This is a genomic window from Pseudarthrobacter sp. NIBRBAC000502770 (genome assembly GCF_006517815.1).
Lineage (GTDB): Bacteria > Actinomycetota > Actinomycetes > Actinomycetales > Micrococcaceae > Arthrobacter > Arthrobacter niigatensis.
Window position 1 is genome coordinate 633735 of sequence record NZ_CP041198.1, and the last position, 14612, is coordinate 648346.

The 14612-nt window shown below is 66.3% G+C and carries 13 protein-coding genes and 1 tRNA gene; 12 read left to right on the top strand and 2 right to left on the bottom strand.

All coding sequences use genetic code 11. The features are described from left to right. Nucleotides 1–72 precede the first annotated feature (72 nt). The 12 genes from NIBR502770_RS03305 to NIBR502770_RS03360 all read left to right on the top strand — a co-directional run bounded on the left by NIBR502770_RS03305 (nucleotide 73) and on the right by NIBR502770_RS03360 (nucleotide 12139). Entirely contained in the window at nucleotides 73–753 is a 681-nt protein-coding gene (locus tag NIBR502770_RS03305) for a septum formation initiator family protein (protein WP_141181023.1), read from the top strand. 27 nt (nucleotides 754–780) lie between these two features. Further along, complete coding sequence (locus NIBR502770_RS03310; protein ID WP_141181024.1) at nucleotides 781–1452, top strand: DUF501 domain-containing protein; 672 nt, start codon at nucleotides 781–783, stop codon at nucleotides 1450–1452. Beyond that, nucleotides 1449–2396, top strand: coding sequence for a Ppx/GppA phosphatase family protein (locus tag NIBR502770_RS03315; protein WP_141181025.1), 948 nt, complete (start codon nucleotides 1449–1451; stop codon nucleotides 2394–2396). The genes NIBR502770_RS03310 and NIBR502770_RS03315 overlap by 4 nt, the downstream gene beginning before the upstream one ends. A 3-nt stretch (nucleotides 2397–2399) precedes the next feature. Further along, nucleotides 2400–3806, top strand: a complete 1407-nt coding sequence (locus NIBR502770_RS03320) for a S8 family serine peptidase (protein WP_141161193.1) — start codon at nucleotides 2400–2402, stop codon at nucleotides 3804–3806. 34 nt (nucleotides 3807–3840) lie between these two features. After that, entirely contained in the window at nucleotides 3841–5307 is a 1467-nt protein-coding gene (locus tag NIBR502770_RS03325; protein WP_141161192.1) for an NAD(P)/FAD-dependent oxidoreductase, read from the top strand. Nucleotides 5308–5421: 114 nt separating this feature from the next. After that, nucleotides 5422–5495 (top strand) — tRNA-Leu (locus NIBR502770_RS03330). A 247-nt stretch (nucleotides 5496–5742) separates the two neighbouring features. Then, on the top strand, nucleotides 5743–6975 hold the full coding sequence (locus NIBR502770_RS03335; protein ID WP_141181026.1) for a branched-chain amino acid ABC transporter substrate-binding protein: 1233 nt from the start codon (nucleotides 5743–5745) through the stop codon (nucleotides 6973–6975). A 152-nt stretch (nucleotides 6976–7127) separates the two neighbouring features. Beyond that, entirely contained in the window at nucleotides 7128–8135 is a 1008-nt protein-coding gene (locus NIBR502770_RS03340) for a branched-chain amino acid ABC transporter permease (RefSeq protein ID WP_141161190.1), read from the top strand. Next, on the top strand, nucleotides 8132–9379 hold the full coding sequence (locus NIBR502770_RS03345; RefSeq protein WP_141181027.1) for a branched-chain amino acid ABC transporter permease: 1248 nt from the start codon (nucleotides 8132–8134) through the stop codon (nucleotides 9377–9379). Before NIBR502770_RS03340 ends, NIBR502770_RS03345 begins: the two co-directional genes overlap by 4 nt. Further along, nucleotides 9376–10371 (top strand): ABC transporter ATP-binding protein, encoded by a 996-nt coding sequence (locus NIBR502770_RS03350; RefSeq protein ID WP_141181028.1) that lies wholly within the window; start codon nucleotides 9376–9378, stop codon nucleotides 10369–10371. Before NIBR502770_RS03345 ends, NIBR502770_RS03350 begins: the two co-directional genes overlap by 4 nt. Continuing rightward, nucleotides 10364–11071 (top strand): ABC transporter ATP-binding protein, encoded by a 708-nt coding sequence (locus tag NIBR502770_RS03355; protein WP_370871405.1) that lies wholly within the window; start codon nucleotides 10364–10366, stop codon nucleotides 11069–11071. Before NIBR502770_RS03350 ends, NIBR502770_RS03355 begins: the two co-directional genes overlap by 8 nt. Nucleotides 11072–11221: 150 nt before the next feature. Then, nucleotides 11222–12139, top strand: coding sequence for a Bax inhibitor-1/YccA family protein (locus NIBR502770_RS03360; protein WP_141181029.1), 918 nt, complete (start codon nucleotides 11222–11224; stop codon nucleotides 12137–12139). A gap of 89 nt (nucleotides 12140–12228) precedes the next feature. Here the strand turns inward: NIBR502770_RS03360 and galK are convergent, their stop codons facing one another. Next, the gene (galK, locus tag NIBR502770_RS03365) at nucleotides 12229–13410 is read right to left on the bottom strand and encodes a galactokinase (protein WP_210418907.1); all 1182 of its coding nucleotides are present in this window, start codon (nucleotides 13408–13410) and stop codon (nucleotides 12229–12231) included. Continuing rightward, the gene (gene galT, locus NIBR502770_RS03370; RefSeq protein WP_141181030.1) at nucleotides 13407–14564 is read right to left on the bottom strand and encodes a galactose-1-phosphate uridylyltransferase; all 1158 of its coding nucleotides are present in this window, start codon (nucleotides 14562–14564) and stop codon (nucleotides 13407–13409) included. Before galT ends, galK begins: the two co-directional genes overlap by 4 nt. Nucleotides 14565–14612: the final 48 nt, after the last annotated feature.

The window sequence follows — 14612 nt, forward strand, 5'->3', positions numbered from 1 at the left end:
CAGCAGTGTTTGCCTGCCGGGACTGTCCAGCACAGATAGTGGCGGCCCGGCAGGCTGCGTTTCAGGAGTGTCATGGCTACCCGCCGCCCCAAAGTTCCCAAGGTCGCCCCCACCCGTCCAGCCAAGGAAACGGCCGACGACGGATCCTCCGCCGGTGCCGAGGTCATCCGGGCGGATTTCCGGCCGGCCAAGGGCAGTGCCGCCGCGGCCCCTGCACCACCGACGGACCGGCACGGGCGGACAACCGCCGGGCAGCGCGCTGGGACGGCAGGGGAGGCCAGATCTCCGAAGCCCTCCGCCGCGCGCAAGGGCAGCAGTCCCGTTGACGGCAAGGATCCCGGCCGCGCCGACGAGGAACAGCATCCCGTCCCCGCCAAGGCGTTTTCCGGCCGCATGCTGGCTCTGGCTGTCGTGATGGTGGCCATTACCATCATGCTGGCGCCCACGGTCAAGATTTTCTTCGACAAGAAGGCCGAAATCGACGCCCTGAATGCCGACATCGCTGCACGCCAGGCCGAGGGCGATGCCCTCCGGCAGCAGGTTTCACGCTGGCAGGACCCCAACTACGTCAAGCAGCAGGCCCGCGACCGCATTAACATGGTTATGCCGGGCGAAACCGGCTACTGGGTTTTTGGCAGCGATGAGCCGGCCGGAGAAAGCAGTAGTCCCGCCGGCGCAGCAGCACAAGACCCCGCCGATCTGCCGTGGGTGGATTCCCTGTGGGAGTCCATCAGGCGCGCGGCCACAGACTGAACCGCACAGGAAGGACGGCCCGCGACAGTGGAACACAACACGGCAGCCGCCCGGGACGAATCCCGCCAACCAACAGCACACGACCTTGAAGTACTGAGCAGGCAGCTGGGACGCCCCGTCCGCGACGTCGTGGAGATTCCGGCCCGTTGCGTCTGCGGCAACCCGCTCGTGGCGGCCACCGCACCCCGCCTCAGCAACGGCACACCGTTCCCCACCACCTTCTACCTGACGCACCCGGTGATCACGTCCGCGGTTTCCAGGCTTGAAGCTGCCGGGGTCATGAACAGCATGAACGACCAGCTGGCCGGTGACGACAGGCTGGCCGCGGCCTACAGGGCAGCCCACGAGGAGTACCTCGCCGCCCGCGAAGCCATTGGGCAGCGTTCGGGCATCGGCCCGGTGCCGGAGATCGACGGCGTCTCCGCCGGCGGAATGCCCACCCGCGTCAAGTGCCTGCACGTCCTGGTCGGCCACTCCCTGGCCGCGGGCAGCGGAGTCAACCCCCTGGGCGACGAAGCGATCCGGATGATCAGCGAGTGGTGGACTGCTGACAAGTGCTACTGCGACGGCGCCTGGGACACCGCCGGTGAGGCACCTTCCCGCGACCTGAGCCGCCACGGGCCCCAAGGGCTGCCGGAGATCGTGGGCCGTCCCGCCCCGGTCCGGAAATCCGCCGGAACCACGGGGGTGCCAGAGTGACCCGCGTGGCCGCCATCGACTGCGGCACCAACTCCATCCGGCTCCTGATCGCCGACATCGACCGCAGCAACGGCAGCGCGGTCCTTACCGACGTCCACCGCGAAATGCGCGTGGTCCGGCTCGGGCAGGGCGTGGACGCCACCGGCGAGCTGGCCCCGGAGGCGTTGGAGCGCACCCTCGCCGCAACAGCCGATTATGCCCGCCTCATCGAGGAGCGCGGCGCAGCGCGGATCCGCTTCGTTGCCACGTCCGCCAGCCGCGACGCGCGCAACCGGGGTGTCTTCGTGGACGGCGTCAGGGAACTGCTGGGCGTGGAACCGGAGGTCATCTCCGGGGCCGAGGAAGCGGCATTGTCCTTTGCCGGGGCCAGCAGCGTCCTGCCCGTCCTCGACGGCCAGGAGGTGCTCGTGGTGGACCTCGGCGGGGGAAGCACCGAGTTCGTCCTGGGCACCGCCGCAGGCGTCACGGCCGCAAAGTCCGTGGACATTGGCTGTGTCCGCCTGACCGAACGGCACCTGCGCAACGATCCGCCCACCGCTGGACAGATTGCCGCAGCGGAAGCCGACGTGGACGAGGCCATGGTCCGCGCCGGCCGTGACGTGCCGCTGGAACGCGCCACCGCCGTCGTCGGGGTGGCCGGCTCCGTCACCACCATCACCGCCCATGCGCTCCGCCTGCCGGAATATACGCCGGAGGCCATCCACGGCGTGGCGCTTCCCATTCGGAAGATTGGCGACGCCGCCACCGACCTGCTGGACATGACCCGCGCCGGCCGGGCAGCCCTGCCGTACATGCACCCCGGGCGGGTCGACGTCATCGGTGCCGGGGGACTGGTATGGCGGCGCATCCTGGAACGGATGGGGGAGCTGACCGGCGGAAGGATCACCGCAGCCACGGCAAGCGAGCACGACATCCTTGACGGCATCGCACTGAGCATCGGGTAGTCCATGCATTCCACCCCAGCTTCAACCCCGCTTGTCTCCCGTGCCGTGGCCGCCGCAGTGGCGGTCCTCCTGGCCGCCTGCTGCCTCTGTGCCGGCCTGTTTACCGCCCCGTCCGCGCGTGCCGACGAATGGCGGGACAAGGAGTACTGGCTGGCGGACTCGGGCATCACCAAGGCCTGGGAGGTGTCGAAGGGCGCGGGCGTGAAAGTGGCTGTCATCGACAGCGGCATCGATGCCCAGCACCCGGACCTGAAAGGCTCCGTTGTGGGCGGCTACGACGCGTCCGGCTCGGGCCAGCCGGACGGCCAGAAGAGCGTCGGCTCCAAGCCGGAACACGGCACCCTCGTTGCCACCATGCTGGCAGGGCGCGGGCACCAACCCGCCAGCGCCAGTCCCAGTCCCAGCCCGGGACCGGCCGTTCCTCCGGACGGCATCATGGGTGTGGCACCCGAAGCGCAGCTGCTCTCCGTCTCAACCTGGCTCGGTTCGGCCAACCCGTCCGGCAAAAGCGACCAGGACCAGATTCCGGAGGCGGTGCGCTGGGCGGTGGACAACGGCGCCAAGGTCATCAACATCTCGCTCGGCAGCACCACGCCGCAATGGCCGCAAAGCTGGGATGCCGCCTTCCTTTACGCCGAACAGAAGGACGTGGTCATCGTAGCCGCCGCCGGAAACCGGGTAGGCGGCAACACCCAGGTAGGCGCCCCGGCCACCATTCCCGGCGTGCTCACCGTCGCCGGCCTGGACCGCAAGAACGTGGCCAGCGTGGACGCGTCATCGCAGGGCATCAGCATCGGGGTGGCTGCACCCGCCGAGAACCTCCTCGGCGGCCTCCCCGGCGGCGGCTACGCGGAATGGGCCGGTACGTCCGGATCCACCCCCATCGTGGCCGGCGTGGCCGCCTTGATCCGGTCCAAGTGGCCGGACATGAGCGCCGAACAGGTCATCAACAGGATCGTCTCCACCGCCCAGGACGCCGGGGCCCCGGGCAAGGATCCGTTGTACGGCTACGGGATCCTCAATGCCGAGGCGGCGCTCAAGGCCGACGTCCCGGAGGCCACCGTCAATCCGTTGGGCACCATCGCCGAGTGGATCCGCGTGCACCGGCGCGGCAACGCCGCGCCTGCAGCCCCGCTCCCAACCGCGACGCCAGTGCCCAGCGCCGCACCCACGCTGCCGGAAGCCACCGTTCCCGCCGCCAAGGCCCCGTCACAGCGGGACAGCGCCATTGGCGCCGCCGTCGTGATCGGTTTTGCCGTCCTTTTCGTGGTGATCATCGCGGCCGCTGCCATCCAGCTCCGCAGGGCTGCCCGCAACGGCTCCCTGGCCGTTGAAGAACCGGATACCGGGGTGATGGAAAGCGTGCAAGCACCCCGGAACCAGCAGGTTACGGAGGCGTCCGACGGCTAGTGAAGATTTTCACAAACTCCTGTATCCTTGAACAATGGCAACCACCCCACAGCTCCAGGACCGTCCCAGGGTACTCGTCGTCGGCGGCGGGTACGTCGGCCTGTACGTAGCACTGAAACTGCAGAAGAAGATCGCGAATGCAGGTGGCATCGTCACCGTCGTTGATCCCCTGCCCTACATGACTTACCAGCCCTTCCTCCCCGAGGTGGCAGGTGGCAACATCGAAGCCCGCCACGCAGTGGTCTCCCACCGCCAGCACCTCAAGCAGACCGAGCTCATCCAGGGCCGCGTCACGTCGATCGACCACGTCAACCGGACGGCTGTGGTGGCTCCTGCCGACGGCGGCGAGAACTTCGAGGTTCCCTACTTCGACGTCGTCCTCGCAGCCGGCGCCATCACCCGCACGTTCCCCATCAAGGGCCTGGCGGACAAGGGCATCGGCCTGAAGACCATCGAGGAAGCTGTTGCCCTGCGCAACAAGCTCCTGGAGCGCATCGAGGTTGCCTCCACCATGACGGACCCCGCGGCACGCGCCCGGGCGCTCACCTTCGTGGTGGTCGGCGGCGGCTTCGCCGGCATCGAGTGCATCACGGAAATGGAAGACCTCGCCCGCGCCGCCGTGCGCAACAACCCCCGCATCAAGCAGGAGGAAGTCCGCTTCGTCCTGGTCGAAGCCATGGGCCGCATCATGCCCGAGGTCACCGCCAAGCAGGCCGACTGGGTGGTTGAGCACCTGCGCAGCCGCGGCATCGAGGTCCTGCTGAACACCTCGCTGGACAGCGCCGAAGGCACCCTGAAGCTGATCAACCTTCCGGACAAGACCCCTGCCCAGGAGTTCGAGGCAGACACCCTGGTGTGGACCGCCGGCGTGCAGGCAAACCCGATGGTGCGTTCCACCGACTTCCCGCTCGAGCCCCGCGGCCGCGTCCGCGTCCTGCCGGACCTGCGCATCGCAGGCGACGAAGGCATCGTGGAGAACGCCTGGGCAGCCGGCGACATCGCCGCAGTTCCAGACCTCACGGGCAAGGGCCTGCCGGACGGAACCTGCGTCCCCAACGCCCAGCACGCCCTGCGCCAGGCCAAGCGCCTCGCCAAGAACCTGTGGGCTTCCCGCTGGGACAAGCCCCTGGCGGACTACAAGCACAAGAACCTTGGTGCAGTGGCCGGCTTCGGCGAGTGGAAGGGTGTTGCCAACATCAACCTGCTGGGCCGGATCGGGCTCAAGGGCGGCCTCGCCTGGCTGGCCCACCGCGGCTACCACGGCATGGCCATGCCCACGGTGGAGCGCAAGTTCCGCGTCATCCTGAACTGGATCATCGGCTTCTTCGCCGGACGCGACACCACGCAGCTGATGGACCTGGACAACCCGCGCGGTGCCTTCGTCTCGGCGGCCACTCCCGCCCCCAAGCCAGCCGCTGCGCCCGCAGCAGTGCCGGCTGGCGGCTCCAGCGCCACGGCCACCGCCGCTCCCAAGGAAACCGTGGCGGCCAACGCCAAGTAGCGCATTTGTTCCACCACGCTTGACACCGTCCGACGGCGGCCGTCCCCTTTGCAGGGAACGGCCGCTGTCGGCGTTTCCAGCCAACGCGTCCCGGGCAGGTACCATGGACCCGGCGCCCCAGTAGCCCAATTGGCAGAGGCAGCGGACTTAAAATCCGCGTGTTGTGGGTTCGAGTCCCACCTGGGGTACACCTTGTTCCTTCCGGCGCCCTGAGGGTTTGCACACCGGGAAGCCGCCTGCACAGCAGGCGGCTTCCTGCGTTTAATTCCGCATAGGCAACGACTGTTATAAGGCTGTGACCTCTGTCACTCAGTTTCGCTGCTGTCTATGCACTAGCTTGAACCTAAATCAGGAATTCCTGGTCCCATTCCGGGCGCCGAAGCGCCCCATTGATCCGCACGCGCATCGCATGGCCCTGTTTCGGAAGGCAGACAAATGTACCGAAAGAAAGTCCTCACCTCGTTGGCAGCAGCAGCCACATTCAGCATGCTGCTGTCGGCCTGTGCCAACCAGGCGGGCCCCGGCACCACGGAAAGCTCAGGCTCGTCCGGCAAGGTGAACATCCCCGCCATTTCGAAAGTCGATGTCCCTGCCGGTGCGGTAAAGCCTGCCGGCGACGGGAAGGCGACCTGCCCCTCGACCACCACTCTCGCCTACGCAGGCGCGCAGACCGGCCCCAATGCCCAGCTCGGCGTCAACATCTTCAACGGCATCCAGCTGGCCATCGACCAGCACAACAAGTCCAACCCGGGGTGCCAGGTCCAGTTCAAGAAGTTCGACACTGAAGGTGACCCCAACAAGGCCACCGGCCCCGTCACCCAGCTGGTGAGCGAGTCTGACATCGTGGGTGTGGTCGGCCTGCCGTTCTCCGGTGAATCCAAGGCCACGGGCAACATCTTCGAGCAGAAGGGCCTGGTCCACATCACCCCGTCGGCCACCAACCCCGGCCTGACCGGCAACGGCTGGACCACGTTCTTCCGGGGCCTCGGCAATGACGCCGTCCAGGGCCCCGCAGCCGCCAAGTTCCTCACCGGGAAGCTCGGCGCGAAGAAGGTGTACCTGGTCCAGGATGACTCCGACTACGGCATCGGCCTGGGAACCTCCACCTCCGCAGGCCTGGGCAGTGCCCTTGCCGGGACGGAAAAGGTGACCACAGGGCAGAAGGACTTCTCGGCGGTCATCTCCAAGATCATGAATGCCAAGGCAGACGCGGTGTTCTACTCCGGGTACTACGCCGAGGGCGCCCCGTTCGACCAGCAGCTGGTTGGAAAGGGCTTCACCGGAACGTTCGTGGCACCTGATGGCGTCAAGGACGACCAGTTCATCAAGCAGGCCGGTGACGCGTCCAACAACGCGTACTTCACCTGCCCGTGCCTCCCGGGTGAGCTGATTCCGGAATTCGCATCGGCCTACAAGGACGTTTCCAAGGGAGCCGAGCCCGGAACGTACTCCATCGAAGGCTACGACGCCGCAACCGTCCTCCTGTCCGGTATCGACGCCGGCAAGCAGAGCCGTGCTGACCTGCTGGCCTGGGTCAAGGCTTATGACAAGGACGGACTCAGCAAGCACTACAAGTGGGATGCCAAGGGCGAGCTCCAGGCCCCCACGGTTTACGGCTACAAGGTGGAGAACGGAAAGATCGTTCCGGTCGGTCCCATTGGGGACTAGCAACCACGCATGAACCGGCTGTGGGGGCCAGCATCAGCGGGCCCCCACAGCCTTTTCTTCGCTTGGCGCAGCCCAGGACCAAGCAACGTCAATAGACACAAGTCCCACGGCCGGGCCCACAAGGCCGCGTGCAACTGGATCAGGATGTTCCCATGCTTCCCTCTCTTGTCCCACTACTCCCGACGGAAAACGACTGGATCACCTTCGACATACCGTCCCTGGCCCAGAACTTCTGGAGTGCCACCTTTGACGGCCTTACCTTCGGGGCCATCTATGCGCTCGTGGCGCTGGGGTACACCCTGGTTTACGGCGTCCTGAACCTGATCAACTTCGCGCACTCGGAAGTGTTCATCGTTGGCTGCTACGCCGTCTTCTTTACCCTCAGCAGCCTAGGCTTCGGCCCCTCAGCTCCCCGGCTCGACATCTGGGCCATCATCCTGAACCTGCTGTTGGCGCTGGTCCTGGCCATGCTGGCATCCGCCGTGACAGCGTTCCTGCTGGAGCGGATCGCCTACAAGCCCCTGCGGCAACGGAACGCGCCCCGCCTGGTCTTCCTGATCACCGCCATTGGTGCCTCCTTCACCATCCAGTACCTCATTTACCTCTGGCGCGGTCCCAGCCCCGAACTGGCCCTGACCATGTTCCGGCCCACCCCCATTTTCGACGTCTTCGGCACCATCATCGATTCGCAGCAGCTGGTGATCATCATCGCCGCCGTGATCATGATGGTGGGCATCGACAGGTTCATCAGCAAGTCCCGCACCGGCCGCGGCATCCGGGCCGTTGCCCAGGATCCTGACACCGCCACATTGATGGGCGTCAACAAAGAGCGGATCATTATTACCACCTTCGTCATCGGAGGCCTCCTCGCAGGAGCCGCCGCCTTGTTCTACGTCATGAAAATTCCGTCCGGTGTCCAGTACAGCGGTGGCTTCGTCCTGGGCATCAAGGCCTTTGCCGCCGCGGTGCTCGGCGGCATCGGCAACGTCCGGGGGGCATTGCTGGGCGGCCTGCTGCTTGGCCTGATCGGCAACTACGGCCAGATCCTGCTGGGCAACTCGCAGTGGACCGACGTCGTGGCGTTCGTGGTGCTGGTGCTCGTGCTGCTGCTGCGGCCTGAAGGCATCCTGGGCACCTCCCTTGGAAGGAGCAAAGCATGAGTATGACGGACGGCCCCACGCCGCTGCAGACCGCTGCAGCCCAGCAGGCAGCCGAGGAACGTGAAGCTTCCGAGAAAGCCGCAGGCAAGAGCGACCACCGCCCAAGCGGAAAGCGCACGACCGGTTACCTTTCGGACCGCTGGCACGCCCTGTCCCGCCAACAGCAGTGGGCCTTCCTGGTGGTCGTCGTGGTACTGGCCTACCTGCTTCCGCTGCTCAACCCGCCCATCATCACCACGGAGCCCGGCAACAACTTCGCGCTGGCCTGCTTCGACATGGCCCGGTTCGCGCTCATCGCCGTCGGCCTCAACGTGGTGGTCGGATACGCCGGCCTGCTGGACCTTGGGTACGTCGCCTTCTTTGCGGTGGGTTCGTACGTTGCCGCCATGCTGACCAGCCCGGATTCGCCCTACCTGCACATCCCTTACCTCTGGACGCTTCCGGTGGCCATGGCAGTCACCATGTTCTTCGGTGTCATGCTGGGCGTGCCTACACTCCGGCTCAGGGGCGACTACCTCGCCATCGTGACGCTCGGCTTCGGGGAGATCATCCGCATCCTGGCCACCATCATTCCTGCGATGAAGGGCCAGGTGGGATTCCAGAACGTCGGCCACCCGCCGGGTGACGGTGCCGACGGAACGCCGATCTTCTCCAACTCAAACGGTGTGCCCTGGTACTGGCTGACCCTGACCATCATCATCATCGTCACCCTCCTGGTGGGCAACCTGGAACGCAGCCGGGTGGGCCGCGCCTGGATTGCCATCCGCGAAGATGAGGACGCGGCGGAAATCATGGGTGTTCCCACCTTCAAGTACAAGGTGTGGGCTTTCGCCATCGGCGCTGCAGTCGGCGGGCTTTCCGGTGCACTCTTCGCCGGGCAGGTGGGGTTCGTCAACAACCAGAAGTTCGACGTCACCACCTCCATCCTGTTCCTCGCCGCCGTCGTCCTGGGCGGTGCCGGCAATAAGGTGGGCGCCATTCTGGGTGGAGCGCTGGTCAGCTACATCCCGTTGAGGTTCACGGCCATCGCCGAGTACAAGTACCTGATCTTCGGGATCGCGCTGGTGCTGATCATGATCTTCCGCTCCCAAGGGCTCCTGCCCGCGCGGCAGCGGCTGCTTGCCTACGGCAGGACGGCGCTGAACAAGGTCACCAGCCGTGAAGGTTCGGCGCCGAAAGACAAACACAATCCACCGGCCGGCCCCGAAGCACCGGTGGCCGGACAGAGAGGAGCGGAGGCATGAGCTCCGAGGAAAGGCACGCGGGCTCCGGCAGCGTCGAGGAGCAGCCGGCGCAGCAAAGCCCGGGCCGGCACAGCGCGGACCAGGCCAGCCAGGTTCAGGAGGATTCGGTGGCCCCGATCGCGCCGGAGCTGGACATGGACGCCCTTGCCGAGGCCGGCGTGGACCAGGAACTGGCCGAGAAGGTCGCCCCGGACCGCGACATCGCGGTCAAGGTGGGCGACAACATCGTGGAGGTGCAGAACCTGACCATCAAGTTCGGCGGCCTGGTGGCCCTGGACAACATCAGTTTCAACATCAAGCGCGGCGAGATCCTGGGCCTCATCGGGCCCAACGGCGCCGGGAAGACCACCTGCTTCAATGCGATGACCGGCGTGTACAAGCCCACCAGCGGAAAAGTGGTGCTGGAGGGGCAGGTCCTGAACGGCATCAAGCAGCACAAGATCACCCGGCTGGGCCTGTCCCGCACGTTCCAGAACATCCGGTTGTTCGGTGAGATGACCGCGCTGGAGAATGTGGTGGTGGGCCTGGACGCGCGGCACCGGACCAGCGTCGGCGGAGCGCTGCTGCGCCTGCCCACCCACATCAAGGAGGAAAAGTCGGCCATCGAGCGCGGCATGGCCCTGCTGGACTTCGTGGGCATCGGCAGCCATGCCCATGTCCTGTCCCGGCAGCTGCCCTACGGCTACCAGCGCAGGCTTGAGATTGCCCGGGCCCTGGCCACTGACCCGAAGGTCCTCTGCCTGGACGAGCCCGCAGCCGGCTTCAACCCGGCCGAAAAAGAGGAACTGATGGCCCTCATCCGCACCATCAGGGACGAGGGCTACACCGTGCTGCTGATTGAGCACGACATGAAACTCGTCATGGGCGTGACCGACCGGATCGTCGTGCTGGAATTCGGGAAGAAGATCGCGGACGGACTGCCCCGCGAAATCCGCGAAGACCCGCGTGTTATTGCTGCTTACCTAGGGGAGCCTGAAGATGACGTTGCTTGAACTTGCGGGAGTTTCAGTCCACTATGGCCGCATCCAGGCCCTCAGGGACATCTCCTTCACCGTCGACGAAGGCGAAGTGGTGGCGCTGATCGGTGCCAACGGTGCCGGCAAGACCACCACCATGCGGACCATCTCGGGCCTGCTGAACTGCTCCGAGGGCAGGATCACTTTCGAGGGCCAGGACATTACCAAGATGAAGGCCCACATCCGGGTGGTGCACGGAATCTCCCAGGCCCCGGAAGGACGCGGCATCTTCCCTGGCATGACCGTCATGGAAAACCTCGACATGGGAACGTTCGGGCGGAAGGACAGAAGTGGAGTGCCCAAGGACCTGGACCGGGTCTTCGACCTGTTTCCGCGGTTGAAGGAGCGGGAGAAGCAGTACGGGGGAACCATGTCCGGTGGTGAGCAGCAGATGCTTGCCATCGGCAGGGCCCTTATGTCCAACCCGAAACTGCTGCTGCTCGATGAGCCCTCCATGGGCCTTGCGCCACAGTTCATCCGCCAGATCTTCAAGATCATCAAGGAGATCAACAACCAGGGAACCACCGTCCTTGTGGTGGAGCAGAACGCCAACCAGGCCCTGGCCGGAGCACACCGGGCATTCGTGCTCGAGACGGGGGAGATCACCCACAGCGGCACCGGCAGGCAGCTGTTGGAGGACCCCTCCATCAAGGAGGCGTACCTGGGCGTGGGTTAGCCCTCCTGATGGGGCCCGGGTACCAACCGTGGCAACGGTCACGGTTCGGTTGCAACCGGGCCCCATGGGAACTTTCGCGTCGCCCCCCACGTGGGAATTGGTAGCGTAACAAAAAGCTCATCACCCACACCCACATGGAGGAATCCCGCAATGGCACTTGGCGGCAACCCGATCTTCAACGGAAAGAGTTTCCGTGGAGCCACCCAGGCACCGCCTGTCCCGCAGGCTCCCTATGGCGCTTCCTACGGCCAACAGCCGTACGGCCAGGTTCCCTACGGCCAGCAGCCGTATCCCCAGCAGGGCTGGGGCACCCAGCCGCAGAGCATGACGGACGAACAGCTGCGGCAGATGTACAGCCAGCCGTCGGCAGGCCCGGCGGACACCGGCCGGATGACGTTCGACGACGTCATCATGAAGACCGCCGCCTGCCTCGCCGCGGTGATCGCCGGCGCAGCAGTCACCCTGGTGGTGGCGCAGGGGCTGGCTTCCCTGCTGATGCTCGTCGGTGCCCTGGGCGGGTTCGTCCTGGCACTGGTCAACACCTTCAAGAAGCAGCCCTCGGCGGCACTGATCCTGGCCTACGCTGCCCTGGAGGGCCTGTTCCTGGGCGGCCTGACCCGGATCCTGGACGGCATGTTCCCCGGTGTCGGGCTGCAGGCCGTGATTGGCACACTCTCGGTGTTCGCCGTGACCCTGGTCCTCTTCAAGAGCGGCAAGGTCCGGGCCACCCCGAAGGCCATGCGGTTCTTCATGATCGCCCTTATCGGCTATGCCGTGTTCGCGCTGATCAACATGGTCATGATGTGGACAGGCGCCGTGCAGAGCCCGTTCGGCCTGCGCACCTCCGTCGAGATCTTCGGCATCCCGCTGGGCGTCTTCATCGGCCTGCTGGCCATCGGCCTCGCCGCCTTCTCGCTGATCATGGACTTCACCAGCATCGAGGCGGGCGTCCGCAGCGGCGCCCCGCAGCGGTTCTCCTGGACGGCAGCGTTCGGCCTCACGGTCACGCTGGTCTGGCTGTACGTGGAGATCATCCGCCTGCTGGCCATCCTGCGCGGCGACGACTAGGCACCCCGGCAACTTCCGCCGTCGTACTCCAAAGGACCGTGGGCCCCACCGAACCGGTGGGGCCCACGGCCATTTAACGCGAGGCCCGCCTAGGCGATCCGCATGGCTCCGGCTGCAGGGAAAACCGTGAAGATGTCCGGGGCCGCAAACCCGGCGTCCGCGAAAGCCTTCACGACGGCGTCACGCACCTTTTGTTCGGCTTGCACCGGCGTGAGGGCAATGGCTGCCCCGCCGAACCCGCCGCCGGTCATACGGGCCCCGATGGAACCGTTGGCCCGGGAGGTGTCCACGGCCAGATCCAGTTCAGGGCATGAAATCTCAAAATCGTCCCGCATGGATGCATGGCTGGCGTCCAGCAGGGGGCCGATGGCGCCTGGGCCGGGGCCGCCCAGCAGCTCCACGGCCTGGACCACCCGGCGGTTCTCGGTGACCACGTGCCGCACCCGGCGGAACGTGACCTCGTCCAGCAGCCCGCTTGCCTCCTCAAGGTCCGCTACCTCCAGGTCCCGCAGGGCCTTCACCCCCATGACCTCGGCGCCGAGCTCGCACGATGCCCGCCGTGAGGCGTAGCCGCCGTCGGCGTGGGAGTGCGACACCTTGGTATCGATCACCAGGAGCACCAGGCCTGCGGGTTCGGTTTCAAACGGGACCAGGCGCGCCGCCTGGTCCCGGCAGTCCAGGAAGACTGCATGCCCCTTTGAGCCGCGCAGGGACGCGGACTGGTCCATGATTCCGGTGGGCGCACCCACAAAGTCGTTCTCCGCGCGCTGGGTCGCCAGCACCATGTCCTCGGCTGCCAGCCCGGCGCCGGTGAGGTCGTTGAGTGCGGTGATGACAGCGCATTCGATGGCGTGCGACGACGACAGGCCCGCACCCAGCGGGACGTTCGAGTCGAGAAGCAGGTCCAGGCCCGGGACGTCAATGCCCCGTTCCCGGAGGGCCCATATGACGCCCAGGGGGTATTTGGTCCATCCCTTGGCGGTTCCGGGCTGCAGTGACTCCAGCGAGGTGGTGACCAGGCCCTGGTCGCCGTAAGTCGACAACAGGCGGACGGCGGAGTCCGGCCGGGCTGCCACGGCCACCCGGGCGGTGCGGTCGATGGCGAAGGGCAGCACGAAGCCTTCGTTATAGTCCGTGTGTTCGCCGATGAGGTTCACCCGCCCCGGCGCCTGCCACACGCCGTCGGGAGCGGCGCCGAACTCCTGTTCAAAACGGGCCGCCAGCTCCCGTGGCGCGGCGGCTCCGGCATCGGGGTGGTTTTGGGGGCTCACGCATGCACTCCTTCCGTGGTGGCCGCAAGGGCGGCAGCAGGCGTGGACGACGGCGGGACGGCAACAGTGCGCAGCCGTTCCGCCACGATTTCGGGGGTGGTGTCGTTGATGAAGGCGCCCATCGCCGCTTCCGACCCGGCCAGGTACTTCAGCTTATCGGCTGCCCTGCGCGGGGATGTCAGCTGGAGGTGGAGGTAGCCCGCCGGGCGCAGGACCGCGTCCAGCGGCGCCTGGTGCCACGCCGAGATGTACGGGGTGGGGGTGGGATACAGGGCGTCAACCCGCTTGAGCAGGTCCAGGTAGACATGGGCCAGTTCATCCTTCTCCTCCCCGCCCAATGCGGCGAGGTCGGGGACCTGGCGGTGCGGAACCAGATGGATCTCCAGCGGCCACCGGGCAGCGAAGGGTACATAGGCGCTGAAGTGCTTTCCTTCCACCACCATCCTGCTGCCATCCTCCCGCTCAGCGCGGAGCAGTGAGCCGGTGAGGGTATCCCGGCCGTCCTTGGCGTCGTAGTACCTCCGGGCCGCGGCGCCCAGGACACCGGCGCGCGGCGTGACATACGGGTAGGCGTAAATCTGTCCGTGCGGATGGTGCAGGGTCACGCCGATGTCCGCGCCGCGGTTCTCGAACGGAAACACCTGCTGGATGCCCGCCATGGCGCTAAGGGCAGCGGTGCGCTGCGCCCACGCCTCGACCACGGTCCGGGACCGCTCCTGGCTCAGCCCGCTGAAGGCCCCGGTGTGGTCCGGGGTGAAGGACACCACCTCGCAGCGGCCATAGGCAGGGCCCTTGGTTCCCCAGGCGGCATCCTCCGGAACCGGTCCCAGCGCCGGTCCCAGGGAGGGGAACCGGTTTTCGAAGACCACCACGTCATAGTCGGCGGCAGGGATTTCGGAAGCATTCCCGGGGGTGGTGGGGCAGATGGGGCACTGGTCCGCCGGCGGCAGGTGGGTGCGGGCCTGGCGGTGCGCTGCGATGGCCACCCATTCGTCGGTCAGTGCGTCGAAACGGACTTCGCCGGGTTCCGCCCGTGGCGGCAGGCCGCGGTGGTCGGTCGTCAAGTGAGCCGCACGCGGGACACTGGTGCCGGCGTCGTCGAAGTAGAACAGCTCCCGGCCGTCGGAGAGATTGGTGCTGGTGATCCCTGTCATGAAAAAAGTTTGGCATAAACGATCAAGAATGAATAGTTAAGAACAAAA

Excerpts from the sequence above, each read along its gene's own strand:
- NIBR502770_RS03305 (WP_141181023.1), top strand. The coding sequence starts at position 73 with ATGGCTACCCGCCGCCCCAAAGTTCCCAAGGTCGCCCCCACCCGTCCA.
- NIBR502770_RS03320 (WP_141161193.1), top strand. The coding sequence starts at position 2,400 with ATGCATTCCACCCCAGCTTCAACCCCGCTTGTCTCCCGTGCCGTGGCC.
- NIBR502770_RS03325 (WP_141161192.1), top strand. The coding sequence starts at position 3,841 with ATGGCAACCACCCCACAGCTCCAGGACCGTCCCAGGGTACTCGTCGTC.
- NIBR502770_RS03335 (WP_141181026.1), top strand. The coding sequence starts at position 5,743 with ATGTACCGAAAGAAAGTCCTCACCTCGTTGGCAGCAGCAGCCACATTC.
- NIBR502770_RS03340 (WP_141161190.1), top strand. The coding sequence starts at position 7,128 with ATGCTTCCCTCTCTTGTCCCACTACTCCCGACGGAAAACGACTGGATC.
- NIBR502770_RS03345 (WP_141181027.1), top strand. The coding sequence starts at position 8,132 with ATGAGTATGACGGACGGCCCCACGCCGCTGCAGACCGCTGCAGCCCAG.
- NIBR502770_RS03350 (WP_141181028.1), top strand. The coding sequence starts at position 9,376 with ATGAGCTCCGAGGAAAGGCACGCGGGCTCCGGCAGCGTCGAGGAGCAG.
- NIBR502770_RS03360 (WP_141181029.1), top strand. The coding sequence starts at position 11,222 with ATGGCACTTGGCGGCAACCCGATCTTCAACGGAAAGAGTTTCCGTGGA.
- galT (WP_141181030.1), bottom strand. The coding sequence starts at position 14,564 with ATGACAGGGATCACCAGCACCAATCTCTCCGACGGCCGGGAGCTGTTC.